At 70.5% G+C, this 14,026-nt stretch carries 12 protein-coding genes; 8 read left to right on the forward strand and 4 right to left on the reverse strand.

Annotated elements, in window-relative coordinates; translation table 11 throughout:
• Nucleotides 1-49: 49 nt before the first annotated feature.
• Nucleotides 50-703: an MBL fold metallo-hydrolase gene (locus tag ACIBAE_RS26390; protein ID WP_399290043.1), complete on the reverse strand. Its 654-nt coding sequence runs from the start codon at nt 701-703 to the stop codon at nt 50-52.
• A 10-nt stretch (nt 704-713) separates the two neighbouring features.
• Complete coding sequence (locus tag ACIBAE_RS26395) at nt 714-1,406, reverse strand: maleylpyruvate isomerase family mycothiol-dependent enzyme (RefSeq protein ID WP_399290045.1); 693 nt, start codon at nt 1,404-1,406, stop codon at nt 714-716.
• A gap of 244 nt (nt 1,407-1,650) precedes the next feature.
• Between ACIBAE_RS26395 and uvrA the strand changes: the two genes are divergently transcribed.
• The gene (gene uvrA, locus ACIBAE_RS26400; RefSeq protein WP_399290047.1) at nt 1,651-4,605 is read left to right on the forward strand and encodes an excinuclease ABC subunit UvrA; all 2,955 of its coding nucleotides are present in this window, start codon (nt 1,651-1,653) and stop codon (nt 4,603-4,605) included.
• A 96-nt stretch (nt 4,606-4,701) separates the two neighbouring features.
• On the opposite strand, the gene ACIBAE_RS26405 is transcribed toward uvrA, so the two are convergent.
• Both ACIBAE_RS26405 and ACIBAE_RS26410 read right to left on the reverse strand, forming a co-directional pair.
• Nucleotides 4,702-5,919, reverse strand: coding sequence for a cytochrome P450 (locus tag ACIBAE_RS26405; RefSeq protein WP_399290049.1), 1,218 nt, complete (start codon nt 5,917-5,919; stop codon nt 4,702-4,704).
• Between the two features lie 51 nt (nt 5,920-5,970).
• A complete protein-coding gene (locus tag ACIBAE_RS26410; protein ID WP_399290051.1) occupies nt 5,971-6,165 on the reverse strand; it encodes a ferredoxin in 195 nt (64 codons plus the stop codon).
• A gap of 163 nt (nt 6,166-6,328) precedes the next feature.
• Here ACIBAE_RS26410 and ACIBAE_RS26415 point away from each other — a divergent pair, with 163 nt between their 5' ends.
• The 7 genes from ACIBAE_RS26415 (at nt 6,329) to gap (ending at nt 13,988) form a co-directional block, all read left to right on the forward strand.
• Nucleotides 6,329-6,820, forward strand: coding sequence for a MarR family winged helix-turn-helix transcriptional regulator (locus ACIBAE_RS26415; protein ID WP_399290053.1), 492 nt, complete (start codon nt 6,329-6,331; stop codon nt 6,818-6,820).
• A gap of 301 nt (nt 6,821-7,121) precedes the next feature.
• Complete coding sequence (locus ACIBAE_RS26420; protein WP_399290055.1) at nt 7,122-7,550, forward strand: Rieske (2Fe-2S) protein; 429 nt, start codon at nt 7,122-7,124, stop codon at nt 7,548-7,550.
• A gap of 80 nt (nt 7,551-7,630) precedes the next feature.
• Nucleotides 7,631-9,721 (forward strand): excinuclease ABC subunit UvrC, encoded by a 2,091-nt coding sequence (uvrC, locus tag ACIBAE_RS26425; RefSeq protein ID WP_399290057.1) that lies wholly within the window; start codon nt 7,631-7,633, stop codon nt 9,719-9,721.
• On the forward strand, nt 9,714-10,652 hold the full coding sequence (gene rapZ / locus ACIBAE_RS26430) for an RNase adapter RapZ (RefSeq protein ID WP_399290059.1): 939 nt from the start codon (nt 9,714-9,716) through the stop codon (nt 10,650-10,652). Before uvrC ends, rapZ begins: the two co-directional genes overlap by 8 nt.
• A complete protein-coding gene (gene yvcK, locus ACIBAE_RS26435; RefSeq protein ID WP_399290061.1) occupies nt 10,649-11,683 on the forward strand; it encodes a uridine diphosphate-N-acetylglucosamine-binding protein YvcK in 1,035 nt (344 codons plus the stop codon). Before rapZ ends, yvcK begins: the two co-directional genes overlap by 4 nt.
• On the forward strand, nt 11,674-12,663 hold the full coding sequence (whiA, locus tag ACIBAE_RS26440) for a DNA-binding protein WhiA (protein ID WP_399290063.1): 990 nt from the start codon (nt 11,674-11,676) through the stop codon (nt 12,661-12,663). Before yvcK ends, whiA begins: the two co-directional genes overlap by 10 nt.
• A gap of 320 nt (nt 12,664-12,983) precedes the next feature.
• Nucleotides 12,984-13,988: a type I glyceraldehyde-3-phosphate dehydrogenase gene (gene gap / locus ACIBAE_RS26445; protein WP_399290065.1), complete on the forward strand. Its 1,005-nt coding sequence runs from the start codon at nt 12,984-12,986 to the stop codon at nt 13,986-13,988.
• The last annotated feature ends 38 nt before the right edge of the window (nt 13,989-14,026 follow it).

Raw genomic sequence — 14,026 nt, forward strand, 5'->3', positions numbered from 1 at the left:
GGGCGCGGCCGCGATCCAAGGATTTGACGGCTGCCCGGGCTCCTGGTGATCACCAGCCTCGGGCGCGCCACTCCGCGAGGTGCGGACGCTCGTCGCCGAGGGTGGAATCGTCCCCGTGGCCCGGGTAGATCCAGGCCTCGTCCGCCAGCCGATCGAAGACCTTGGATTCGAGGCCGTCCATCAGGCTCGTGAAGTCCGCCGGGTTCGTGGTCCGGCCGGGACCGCCCGGGAAGAGGCAGTCGCCGGTGAAGACGTGCGCGTGACCGTGCGGGTCGTTGTAGACCAGGGCGATCGAGCCGGGGGTGTGGCCCACCAGACGCAGCGCGGTCAGCTCGACCCGGCCGACCCGGATCGTGTCCCCGTCCTCGACGAGGACGTCGGTCGGGACGGGGATGCCCTCGGCGTCGTACCGGCCCGCGTGGGTACGGGCGCCGGTGGCCGCCACGACCTCGGCCAGTGCCTGCCAGTGGTCGCCGTGGCGGTGGGTGGTGACGACGGACGCGATGCCGTCGTCACCGATCAGGGTCAGCAGCGTCGCGGCATCGGCGGCCGCGTCGATCAGCAGTTGCTCACCGGTGTCCCGGCAGCGCAGCAGATAGGCGTTGTTGTCCATCTCGCCGACGGCGACCTTGGAGATCATCAGGGCGGGCAGCTCGTGCACGTCCGCCGGTCCGCCGACCTTCACCGCTCCGCTGTACGTCATGTGGCTCAGCCTATAGCGGAGGCAGGACGGGCAGCGGGCCGTTCTTGAACTCCAGTGCGGTCCCGGCCCGGCGGCCGGCGAGCCAGCCCATCAGCTCCGGCGCCGGGCCGGTGACGGGGAGGGGGTGGGAGGTGTCGTCCGTCCGGCCGGTGCGCCAGGTCTGTCCGTCGGACGTGGCGATCGCCAGCGGCGGTACGCCGGGATGACCGGAGAAGCGCTCCGCGAGGAAGCCGATCTCGCGGGTGACGAACTCCTCGGAGAGATCTTCGAGATCGCGGTCCAGGCCCAGGTCGACGTGGTGCAGCTCGACCTCGACCCAGCGGCGGAACGGTACCCGGGCGGCCACATCCGTGACGCCGTTGCGCAAGGTGACGGTGCGCGTCCAGTCGGCTGGGGCGGCCGAGGAATGCCGGAAGCGGTCGGCGGCGTTACGGAGGTCGGCGAGGTGGACGTCCAGGGGACGTGGAGCGTCCCGTTCGATGTCGGTGTCGCGGCTCGCGGCGGTCTCGTACATGGGCCGGCCTTCGAGCACATTGACCAGTGCGTCCGCGTTCCGGGCGACATGGGCCAGCAGATGTCCCCGGCTCCAGCCCGGGAGCCGTGACGGCGCGGCGACGGACGCGTTGTCCAGTCCGGCGGCCGCACTGATCAGCCGCTCGTCCGCGGCGTGTAAAGAGGCCAGGTCCCGCTCATGGTCGATCATGGCGCCCACCCTAGGCCCGCCACTCGATCGGGTGAAGAGGGCCGCGAGCCGCCTTAAATCGAATGCACGTGCTATACGCTCGGAGGAGGCATCCTGGCATGTAGGCAGTCCCGAAGGCCGGCGATCCCAGGCCCGGCAACCACCGCTCGGCAGACACCGCTTGGCGATCCATCGCTCCGGCGGACCCCGTTACCCTGGGTAGGGGGTCTGTCCCTGTCTTCTCTTCAGAAAGGTGCGGACCGGCGTGGCCGACCGTCTCATCGTCCGTGGCGCGCGCGAGCACAATCTCAAGAACGTCTCGCTCGACCTTCCCCGTGACTCGCTCATCGTCTTCACCGGGCTCTCCGGGTCGGGCAAGTCCTCCCTCGCGTTCGACACGATCTTCGCCGAGGGGCAGCGCCGGTACGTGGAGTCGCTGTCCTCGTACGCCCGGCAGTTCCTCGGTCAGATGGACAAGCCGGACGTCGACTTCATCGAGGGTCTCTCCCCGGCCGTCTCCATCGACCAGAAGTCGACCTCGCGCAATCCGCGCTCGACGGTCGGCACGATCACCGAGGTCTACGACTACCTCCGGCTGCTCTTCGCCCGCATCGGCAAGCCGCACTGTCCCGAGTGCGGCCGGCCCATCTCCCGCCAGTCGCCGCAGGCCATCGTCGACCGGGTGCTGGAGCTGCCCGAGGGCAGCCGCTTCCAGGTCCTCTCACCGCTCGTCCGTGAGCGCAAGGGCGAATTCGTCGACCTCTTCGCCGACCTGCAGACCAAGGGGTACAGCCGGGCCCGGGTCGACGGGCAGACCATCCAGCTCACCGAACCGCCCAAGCTCAAGAAGCAGGAGAAGCACACCATCGAGGTGGTCATCGACCGCCTCACGGTGAAGGACGGCGCCAAGCGCCGGCTGACCGACTCGGTCGAGACCGCTCTCGGTCTCTCCGGCGGCATGGTCGTGCTCGACTTCGTCGACCTCCCCGAGGACGACCCCGAGCGCGAGCGCATGTTCTCCGAGCATCTCTACTGCCCGTACGACGATCTCTCCTTCGAGGAGCTGGAGCCCCGCTCCTTCTCCTTCAACTCGCCCTTCGGCGCCTGCCCCGACTGCACCGGCATCGGTACGCGCATGGAGGTCGACCCGGAGCTCATCGTCCCCGACGAGGACAAGTCCCTCGACGAGGGGGCGATCCACCCCTGGTCGCACGGCCACACCAAGGAGTACTTCGGACGGCTGATCGGCGGCCTCGCCGAGGCCCTCGGCTTCCGTACGGACATTCCCTGGGCCGGGCTGCCCCAGCGCGCGAAGAAGGCCCTGCTGTACGGCCACAAGACGCAGGTCGAGGTCCGCTACCGCAACCGGTACGGCCGGGAGCGCGCCTACACCACCCCCGCCTTCGAAGGAGCGGTCTCCTTCGTCAAGCGGCGGCACACGGAGGCCGAGACCGACTCCAGCAGGGAGCGCTTCGAGGGCTACATGCGTGAGGTGCCCTGCCCGACCTGTGAGGGCACGCGGCTCAAGCCGATCGTCCTCGCGGTCACGGTCATGGAGAAGTCCATCGCCGAGGTCGCCGCGCTGTCGATCAGCGACTGCGCCGACTTCCTCGGCCGGCTGAAGCTGAACGCCCGGGACAAGAAGATCGCCGAGCGGGTGCTCAAGGAGGTCAACGAGCGGCTGCGGTTCCTGGTCGACGTCGGCCTGGACTACCTCTCGCTGAACCGCGCGGCCGGGACCCTCTCGGGCGGTGAGGCCCAGCGCATCCGGCTCGCCACCCAGATCGGCTCCGGCCTCGTCGGTGTGCTGTACGTCCTCGACGAGCCGTCCATCGGCCTCCACCAGCGGGACAACCACCGGCTCATCGAGACCCTGGTCCGGCTGCGCGACATGGGGAACACCCTGATCGTCGTGGAGCACGACGAGGACACCATCAAGGTGGCCGACTGGGTGGTCGACATCGGCCCCGGCGCGGGCGAGCACGGCGGCAAGGTCGTGCACTCGGGCCCCTTGAAGGGCCTGCTGGCCAACAGGGAGTCGCTGACCGGCCAGTATCTCGCCGGGAAGCGGGCCATCCCGACCCCCGAGCTGCGCCGGTCCGTCGACCCCGACCGGCAGCTCACCGTGCACGGCGCCCGGGAGAACAACCTCCAGGACATCGCCGTCTCGTTCCCGCTGGGTGTGTTCACGGCGGTCACCGGTGTCTCGGGCTCCGGCAAGTCCACGCTGGTCAACGACATCCTCTACACGCACCTGGCGCGCGAGCTGAACGGGGCGAAGTCGGTGCCCGGCCGGCACACCCGGGTCGACGGTGACGACCTGGTCGACAAGGTGGTCCATGTCGACCAGTCGCCCATCGGCCGTACGCCCCGGTCCAACCCGGCCACGTACACCGGCGTCTTCGACCACGTCCGCAGGCTCTTCGCGGAGACCATGGAGGCCAAGGTCCGTGGCTACCTCCCCGGGCGCTTCTCCTTCAACGTCAAGGGCGGCCGCTGCGAGAACTGCTCGGGCGACGGCACCATCAAGATCGAGATGAACTTCCTGCCGGACGTCTACGTCCCGTGCGAGGTCTGCCACGGGGCCCGCTACAACCGGGAGACCCTGGAGGTCCACTACAAGGGCAAGTCCATCGCCGAGGTACTGGACATGCCGATCGACGAGGCCCTGGACTTCTTCGAGGCCGTCCCGACGATCTCGCGGCACCTCAGGACCCTCAACGAGGTCGGCCTGGGCTATGTGCGGCTCGGTCAGTCAGCGCCGACCCTCTCGGGCGGCGAGGCGCAGCGTGTGAAGCTGTCGAGCGAGCTGCAGAAGCGCTCCACGGGCCGCACGGTCTACGTCCTGGACGAGCCGACCACCGGTCTGCACTTCGAGGACATCAGCAAGCTGATCAAGGTGCTGTCCGGTCTGGTCGACAAGGGCAACTCGGTGATCGTGATCGAGCACAACCTGGACGTCATCAAGACGGCGGACTGGGTGATCGACATGGGCCCCGAGGGAGGCAACGGCGGCGGACTCGTCGTCGCCGAAGGCACTCCGGAGCAGGTGGCCGGAGAGCCGGCCAGCCACACCGGGAAGTTCCTGCGGGACATCCTCGACACCGAGCGGATCAGTGACGCGGCGCCGGTGAAGAAGGCCACGGCCCGCAAGACCGCCGCGAGGAAGCCCGCCGTGAAGAAGACCGCCGTGGCCAGGACGGGCGCGCGCGGCGCCTGACCGGGCGCCTACCGGAATCGCCCCCGCCGCCGTCCCGCCTCCCCGGAACGGTGCCGTGCCCGCCCGGGACAGGGCGGGCACGGCAGGCTCCCGGTGCTACCAGGTGACGGGCAGCTCGTGGACGCCGTACACGAGCATGTCCTCCTTGAACCGGAGCTGATCGTCAGGGACCGTGGTGCGCAGGCCCGGGAACCGGCGCAGCAGCGCGGGGTAGGCGAGCTGCAGTTCGACTCGGGCCAGATTCTGGCCCAGGCACTGATGCGTGCCGTGGCCGAAGGCGATGTGCCGCCTCACCTCCGGGCGGTCGATGTCGAGCCGGTCGGGGTCGGTGAAGACGGTCGCGTCCCGGTTCGCGGCGTCGTTGGCCAGGACGACTCCCTCGCCCGCACGGATGAGGGTGCCCGCGACCTCGACATCCTCCACGGCCACCCGGCGGCGCCCGCTGTGGGTGATGGTGAGGTAGCGCAGCAGCTCCTCCACGGCGGTGGCGACGCGCGCGGGATCGTCGCTGTCGCGGACAACGGCGAGCTGATCGGGGTGGTGCAGCAGGGCGAGGGTGCCCAGGGCGGTCATGTTCGCGGTCGTCTCGTGACCTGCGGCGAGCAGCAGGATCGCGTTCTCCACGAGTTGGGCCCGGTCGAGTTCGCCGGTGCGTACCCGCTCCTCGATCAGGGTGCTGAGCAGGTCGTCGGCCGGGCGGCGCTCCTTGTCGGCGATCAAGTCGCTGAGGTACGAGGCCAGTTCGTCGGCGGCGGCTTTGGACTGCTCGGCGGTGCTGTCGAGCGTGACGAGAGTCCGGGCGGCGCGCTGGAAGAGGCCGTGGTCCTGGTGAGGGACGCCGAGGAGTTCGCTGATGACGAGGGAGGGCATCGGCAGGGCGAACGCCGCGACCAGGTCGGCCGGAGGACCGGCCGCTTCCATGGTGTCGAGCAGGTCATCGATGATCTGCTGGATGCGGGGCTTCATGGCGGCGATGCGTTTGACCGTGAAGTGGCCGGTGAACATGCGCCGGATGTGGTTGTGCTCCGGGTCGTCCCGCACGAGGAAGGGAAGATTGCCGGAGTCCCGCCGGGCCTTGACACCTTCGCTCTGGGTGGGATGACCGGGCCGGGTGACGTCGGAGCTGAAGCGCGGGTCGGTCAGCACGGCGCGCTGGTCCTCGTATCGGGTGAGGAGCCAGGCCACCTGGCCGTTCCACAGCCGGATCGGGGAGACGGGCGCGCTCTCGCGCAGCGTGGCGTACTGCGGCGGCGGGTCGAACGGGCAGCCGGGTGCGCGGCTGAGGGGGAAGGTGGGGATGGCCGTCTCGGTCATGACGCGTCCTCCAGGTGGAGTGTGGGGGTGGCAGGTCGCGCGGGGATGGGCTCAGGCATGCACGTCGATCGCCGCCGCGGGGCAGAGCGCCGCCGCCTCACGGGCGCGTTCCAGAGCCCCGGCGGGCGGGGTGGCGTCGAGCAGGACGACGACACCGTCCTCGTCCCGCTGGTCGAAGAGGTCGTCGGCCGCCAGCACGCACTGTCCGGCCGCGCAGCACTTGTCCTCGTCGATCGCGATACGCATAGAGGTCTCCCAACAGGATCGTTCCGACATCCAGGAGGATGTTAGTTACCTTAAGTACTTCCTATCGAGAGCTGGGTGTAGGGAACAAGTGCTTCTTCGGCCATCCGCCGGCTGGGGGCGGCGCCCGGCGGGTCGCCGGATGACGTCGGGCATGATGGCGCGGATGGACGCAACCCCCGCCCGCGAGAGCGGCGGCATCGACGCGTTGCAGGCCCTGCTGAGCACGCTGGCCTACGACCTCACCCGGCCCAGGGCGCACGAGCGGCTTGTCGCCATGGCCGGGGTGCCGATCGACCGGGCGGGGCTGGCACTGCTGCGTGTGCTGGTGGACGACGGGGAGTCGCTGCGGATCGGACGGATCGCGGAGCGGCTCGGAGTCCGTACGCCGCACGTCACCCGGCAGGTCCGCGAACTCGAACGCCAGGGACTGGTCACCCGCGTGGAGGAGGAGGCGGACCGCAGGGCCCAGCGCGTCGGGCCCACCGCCAGGGGGCGGCAGACCCTGGCGCAGGTCGACCGGGCGTCCCAGGCGCTGATCGCCGAGAGCCTGGCCGGTGTGACCGCGCAGCAGATCGAGGCCGCGGTCGAGGTGCTGGGCCGGATCTCCGGACACCGCGGCCCGGCCGGTCACTCCCGCCACGGCTCGGCGAGCTGAGACGGCGTCCCGCGGCGCGTCGGGGCCGGTGCCGAAACGGCGTTCCGCGGCGCGGTCGGGGCCGGCGCCGGGAGGGCCCTCCGTACGGGGAGGGCGTGAGGCAGCGCCGCGTTCCGGGTGCCGCCCGCGCCGATCATGTCCACCGCGTCCGCCACGTCCACCGGCGAGGACCGGACGGACATCTCCGTCCCCGCCGGCGCCGCCCGTACCGTCACCCCCGGGGCCCGGCCCCTGAACGGCCGCCGGAACGGCCCCGGTATCGTCATGAATGTCACCGACCCCGCTGCCCTGTGGAGACATCATGTCCGGTCTGCCCGCCCCTCGCCGAACCGTGCTGAAGGGCGTCGCGCTCGCCGGCGCGGCCGGGCTGGGTCTGGCGGCCTGCTCCACCGATTCGAAGCTCGGCCACGCCCAGACCCCCACCCCGACCGCCCCGGTCGACCTCGGCGCCGCCGCCGACGTCCCGGTCGGCGGCGCCAAGCTCTACCGCGAGCAGCGGCTGGTGGTGAGCTGCCCGGCACAGGGGGAGTACAAGGCGTTCAGCGCGCAGTGCACCCACGCCGGCTGCCTCCTGGAGAAGCTCGAAGGCACCGTGGGCGACTGCCCCTGCCACGGCAGCCGCTTCGACGTCACCACCGGCAAGGCCATCCAGGGCCCGGCCACCGAGCCGCTGCCCGAGGTGCCGGTCAGGGCCGAGGGCGGCAAGCTCGTCGCGGGCCCGGACGCCTGAGCGCACCGGGACGCCCCGAACGCACGGAAGGGCAACGGGGACCGATCACACTGTCGGTGCCCGCCAGTAGGGTGGACCGCATGGCCGACCCCTCCAGCTACCGCCCCGAGCCGGGACAGATCCCGGACTCGCCAGGGGTCTACAAGTTCCGCGACGACCACCACCGGGTGATCTACGTCGGGAAGGCGAAGAGCCTGCGCCAGCGGCTCGCCAACTACTTCCAGGACCTGGCGAGCCTCCACCCGCGCACCCGCTCCATGGTGACGACGGCGGCTTCCGTCGAGTGGACCGTCGTCTCCACCGAGGTCGAGGCGCTGCAGCTGGAGTACTCCTGGATCAAGGAGTACGACCCCCGCTTCAACGTCAAGTACCGCGACGACAAGAGCTATCCCTCGCTCGCCGTCACGCTGAACGAGGAATTCCCCCGGGTCCAGGTCATGCGGGGCGCCAAGAAGAAGGGCGTGCGCTACTTCGGTCCCTACGGGCACGCCTGGGCGATCCGCGAGACGGTCGACCTCATGCTCCGTGTGTTTCCCGTACGGACGTGCTCCGCCGGGGTGTTCAAGAACGCCGCCCGGACCGGCCGCCCCTGCCTCCTCGGCTACATCGGCAAGTGCTCGGCGCCCTGCGTCGGCCGGGTCACGCCCGAGGAACACCGGGAGCTGGCCGAGGAGTTCTGCGACTTCATGGCCGGCCGCACCGGCGCGTACATCCGCCGGCTGGAGCGCCTCATGACGGAGGCCGCCGAGGAGATGGAGTACGAGAGGGCGGCCCGGCTGCGCGACGACATAGGCGCCCTGCGCCGCGCGATGGAGAAGAACGCCGTCGTGCTCGCCGACGCCACCGACGCGGACCTGATCGCCGTCGCCGAGGACGAGCTGGAAGCCGCCGTGCAGATCTTCCACGTCCGGGGCGGCCGGGTGCGCGGCCAGCGCGGCTGGGTCACCGACAAGGTCGAGGCCGTCGACACCGCCGGTCTCGTCGAGCACGCGCTCCAGCAGCTGTACGGGGAGGAGCGGGGCGAGGCCGTCCCCAAGGAGGTCCTCGTCCCCGCCCTGCCCGAGGAGACGGACGCGGTCAGCCAGTGGCTCAGCGAGCGCCGCGGCTCCCAGGTGTCCCTGCGGATCCCGCAGCGCGGCGACAAGAAGGACCTGATGGCGACGGTCGGGCGCAACGCCCAGCAGGCGCTCGTCCTGCACAAGACCAAGCGCGCCAGCGACCTCACCACCCGCTCCCGGGCCCTGGAGGAGATCACGGAGGCCCTCGGGCTGGACAGCGCGCCGCTGCGCATCGAGTGCTTCGACATCTCGCATCTCCAGGGCGACGACGTGGTGGCGTCCATGGTGGTCTTCGAGGACGGCCTCGCTCGTAAGAGTGAATACCGCCGCTTCCAGATCAAGGGCTTCGAGGGCCAGGACGACGTCCGGTCGATGCATGAAGTGATCAGCCGTCGCTTCAGGCGCTACCTCCAGGAGAAGGAGAAGACCGGCGAGTGGTCCGAGCAGCCGGAACAGCCGGAACAGCCGGAGCCCTCGGAACACGGAGACCCGGCCGCCGCGTCCCCGGGCGGGCCCGGCCAAGTGAACGAGGCGCCGCCGCCGCTCCCCGCCGAGACCCTGGCCGGCCCCCCGGCCGAGGAGGACGGCAGGCCCAAGCGCTTCGCCTACCCGCCCCAGCTGGTGGTCGTCGACGGCGGGCAGCCCCAGGTCGCGGCCGCCAAGCGGGCCCTCGACGAGCTGGGCATCGACGATGTCGCGGTCTGCGGTCTCGCCAAGCGCCTCGAAGAGGTCTGGCTGCCCGCGGACGGCGACCCGGTGGTACTGCCCCGCTCCAGCGAGGGCCTGTACCTCCTCCAGCGCGTACGCGACGAAGCCCACCGCTTCGCCATCACCTATCAGCGGGCCAAGCGGGCCAAGCGCGTCAGGACGAGCCCGCTCGACGACGTCCCCGGCCTCGGTGAGTCCCGCAAACAGGCGCTCATCAAGCATTTCGGCTCGGTGAAGAGGCTGCGGCAGGCGACAATCGAGCAGATCTGCGAGGTGCCGGGGCTGGGCCGAAAGACGGCCGAATCCGTGGTCGTGGTCCTGGCCAGGACGGCCCCGGCGACACCCGCCGTGAACACGGCAACAGGAGAGATCATGGAAGACGACGGGGGCAGCACGCATGACTGAGCACGACCGGGACGGAGCGGGGCACGTGAGTACGGGCACCACGAAGGAAGCCGGTGAGACCGCCGACGCGGCCATCCCCGAGCTGGTGATCATCTCCGGCATGTCGGGCGCGGGGCGCAGCACCGCGGCGAAGTGCCTGGAGGACCTCGGCTGGTTCGTCGTCGACAACCTGCCGCCCGCGCTGATCCCCACCATGGTGGAGCTCGGCGCCCGCTCGCAGGGCAATGTCGCCCGCATCGCCGTCGTCGTGGACGTACGCGGCCGGCGGTTCTTCGACAACCTCCGCGAGTCCCTCGCCGACCTCGACGCCAAGCAGGTCACCCGGCGCGTGGTCTTCCTGGAGTCCTCGGACGAGGCGCTCGTCCGCCGCTTCGAATCCGTCCGCCGTCCCCACCCCCTCCAGGGCGACGGCCGCATCGTCGACGGCATCGATGCCGAGCGCGACCTCCTGCGCGAGCTGCGCGGCGACGCCGATCTGGTGATCGACACCTCCAGCCTCAACGTCCACGAACTGCGCGCCAAGCTGGACGCCCGGTTCGCCGGCGACGAGAAGCCGGAGCTGCGGGCCACCGTCATGTCCTTCGGCTACAAGTACGGCCTGCCGGTCGACGCCGACCTGGTGGTGGACTGCCGCTTCCTGCCCAATCCGCACTGGGTCCCCGAGCTGCGCCCCTTCACCGGGCTCAACGAGGAGGTGTCCGGGTACGTCCTCAACCAGCCGGGCGCCAAGGAGTTCCTCGACCGCTACACCGAGCTGCTCCAGCTGATCGCCACCGGCTACCGCCGCGAGGGCAAGCGCTACGTGACCGTCGCCGTGGGCTGTACGGGTGGCAAGCACCGTTCCGTCGCGATGTCCGAGAAGCTCGCCGCGCGCCTCGCCTCCGAAGGCATCGAGACCGTCATCGTCCACCGGGACATGGGGCGCGAGTGACCGGACGCACCTTCCGTATGCGCCGGCTGCGCCGTGGCACCCCCGCACGGCCGGCGCGGGGACGCGGCGCCCAGCCCAAGGTCGTCGCCCTCGGCGGCGGCAGGGGGCTGTCCGCCTCCCTCACGGCGCTGCGCCGGATCACCGGCGACCTCACCGCCGTCGTCACCGTCGCCGACGACGGCGGCTCCAGCGGCCGCCTCCGCGAGGAACTGGGCGTCCTGCCCCCCGGCGACCTGCGCAAAGCCCTGGCCGCGCTCTGCGGTGACGACGACTGGGGCCAGACCTGGGCCCGGGTGATCCAGCACCGCTTCCAGTCCCAGGGCGACCTCCACGAGCACGCGGTCGGCAATCTGCTGATCGTGGCGCTGTGGGAGCAGCTCGGTGACCACGTCCAGGCCCTGGACCTGGTCGGCAAGCTCCTCGGCGCGCACGGCCGGGTACTGCCCATGTCCGCCGTCCCGCTGGAGCTCCAGGCGCTCGTACGGGGCCACGACCCGGCACGCCCCGACGAGGTCGACACGGTGCGCGGCCAGGCCACGGTCGCCCTCACCCGTGGTGAGGTGCAGTCCGTGCACGTCGTGCCGCACGACCCGCCCGCCGTCCCCGAGGCCGTCGCCGCCGTCATGGACGCCGACTGGGTGGTGCTCGGCCCCGGCTCCTGGTTCTCCTCCGTGATCCCGCATCTGCTGGTGCCCGAGCTGCTCGACGCGCTCGTCGCCACCAAGGCCCGCCGGGTCCTCTCGCTGAACCTGGCACCACAACCCGGTGAAACCGATGGCTTCTCACCGCAGCGTCATTTGGAGGTTTTGGGGCGACACGCCCCTAAACTCGCCCTGGACGTGGTGCTCGCCGACGAGGCGGCCGTGCCCGACAGCGAGTCACTCGCCGATGCCGCCAAACGGTTCGGTGCCGCGGTCGAGCTGGCGCCGGTGGCAGCGTCCGACAGTTCCCCGGTCCACGATCCGGAGCTGTTGGCAGCCGCGTACGACCGTATTTTTCGGATGCATGGAAGGATCGGCCCATGGCGATGACGCCAGCGGTGAAGGACGAGATCGCCCGCCTCCCCGTCACCCGGACGTGCTGCAGGAAGGCGGAGGTCTCGGCGATCCTTCGGTTCGCGGGAGGGCTGCACCTGGTGAGCGGCCGCATCGTGATCGAGGCGGAGCTGGACACCAGCATCGCCGCGCGCCGGCTCCGCAAGGACATCCTGGAGATCTTCGGGCACAACTCCGAGCTGGTGGTGATGGCCCCCGGCGGTCTGCGCCGGGGCAGCCGTTACGTCGTACGGGTGATTACCGGTGGTGATCAGCTCGCCCGGCAGACCGGTCTGGTCGACGGTCGCGGACGCCCGATCCGGGGCCTGCCCCCGCAGGTGGTCTCGGGGGCCACCTGCGACGCCGAGGCCGCGTGGCGCGGTGCGTTCCTGGCGCACGGCTCGCTCACCGAGCCGGGCCGTTCCTCCTCGCTGGAGGTGACCTGCCCGGGCCCGGAGGCGGCTCTGGCGCTGGTCGGCGCGGCCCGCAGACTCCAGATCGCCGCCAAGGCCCGCGAGGTCCGCGGGGTGGACCGCGTGGTCGTACGGGACGGGGACGCGATCGGCGCGCTGCTGACGCGCCTCGGCGCCCACGAGTCGGTGCTGGCCTGGGAGGAGCGGCGGATGCGCCGTGAGGTCCGTGCCACGGCCAACCGCCTCGCCAACTTCGACGACGCGAACCTGCGCCGCTCCGCCCGCGCGGCGGTCGCCGCCGGTGCCCGGGTCCAGCGCGCGCTGGAGATCCTCGGGGAGGAGGTGCCCGAGCACCTCGCCGCGGCCGGCCGGCTGCGGATGGAGCACAAGCAGGCGTCCCTGGAGGAACTGGGCGCGCTCGCCGACCCACCGCTCACCAAGGACGCTGTCGCGGGCCGCATCCGCCGGCTGCTGGCCATGGCGGACAAGCGGGCCCAGGACCTCGGGATTCCCAGTACGGAGTCCAGCCTCAGCGAGGAGTTGGCCGACGGACTCGTCGGCTGAGGCCGCCCCGGCGCCCAGCCCCCGTCGGCTCCCACCGGACCGCTGCCGGTCCTCCGTGAAGGACCGGCGGCGGCGGGCGCGGCCTCCGCTCCCTCAACTGCCGCGCCGGCGGCGGCCGTACACAGGACGCACAGCACGGAGCCGGCGGCTCCCGAAGACAGCGGGCCCGTACCCCTACCCGTGGGTACGGGCCGTCGTCGTCCCAGGAGCCTGCCGATGTCACCCCGTGGCCCGTGGAGAGGTAGGGTCATTAGCGGTCGGGGACATCCCATACAACTCGCCGGCGTCGAAACCCGGCGTACCAACGAGGAGATCGGTTCGTGACGATCCGCGTAGGCATCAACGGCTTTGGCCGCATCGGTCGTAACTACTTCCGCGCGCTGCTGGAGCAGGGTGCAGACATCGAGATCGTGGCTGTCAACGACCTGGGTGACACTGCGACCACGGCGCATTTGCTGAAGTACGACACCATTCTGGGCCGCCTCAAGGCCGAGGTGACCCACACCGCCGACACCATCACGGTCGACGGTCACACCATCAAGGTGCTCTCCGAGCGCAACCCGGCCGACATCCCCTGGGGTGAGCTGGGCGTCGACATCGTCATCGAGTCGACCGGCATCTTCACGAAGAAGGCCGACGCCGCCAAGCACATCGCGGGCGGCGCGAAGAAGGTCCTCATCTCGGCTCCGGCCAAGGACGAGGACATCACCATCGTGATGGGCGTCAACCAGGACAAGTACGACGCGGCCAACCACCACGTCATCTCCAACGCCTCCTGCACCACCAACTGTGTGGCGCCGATGGCCAAGGTTCTCCTGGAGAACTTCGGCATCGTCAAGGGCATGATGACCACGGTCCACGCGTACACGAACGACCAGCGGATCCTGGACTTCCCGCACTCGGACCTGCGCCGCGCCCGTGCCGCCGCCGAGAACATCATCCCGACCACCACCGGTGCCGCCAAGGCCACCGCGCTGGTGATCCCGGAGCTGGCGGGCAAGCTCGACGGCATCGCGATGCGCGTCCCGGTCCCGACGGGCTCCGTCACCGACCTGGTCATCGAGCTGGAGCGCGAGGTGACCAAGGACGAGGTCAACAACGCGTTCCAGAAGGCCGCCGAGGGCCAGCTCAAGGGCATCCTGGACTACACCGAGGACGCGATCGTCTCCTCGGACATCGTCAACTGGCCCGCCTCCTGCACCTTCGACTCCTCCCTGACCATGGTCCAGGGCAAGAGCGTGAAGGTCATCGGCTGGTACGACAACGAGTGGGGCTACTCCAACCGTCTGGTCGACCTGACCGTCTTCGTCGGCGCCCAGCTCTGATTCAGGGCAGGTGAAAGGCGCCTGGTGCCGCTCGCGGC

Source organism: Streptomyces sp. NPDC051569 (genome assembly GCF_044454085.1).
Taxonomy (GTDB): Bacteria; Actinomycetota; Actinomycetes; order Streptomycetales; family Streptomycetaceae; genus Streptomyces.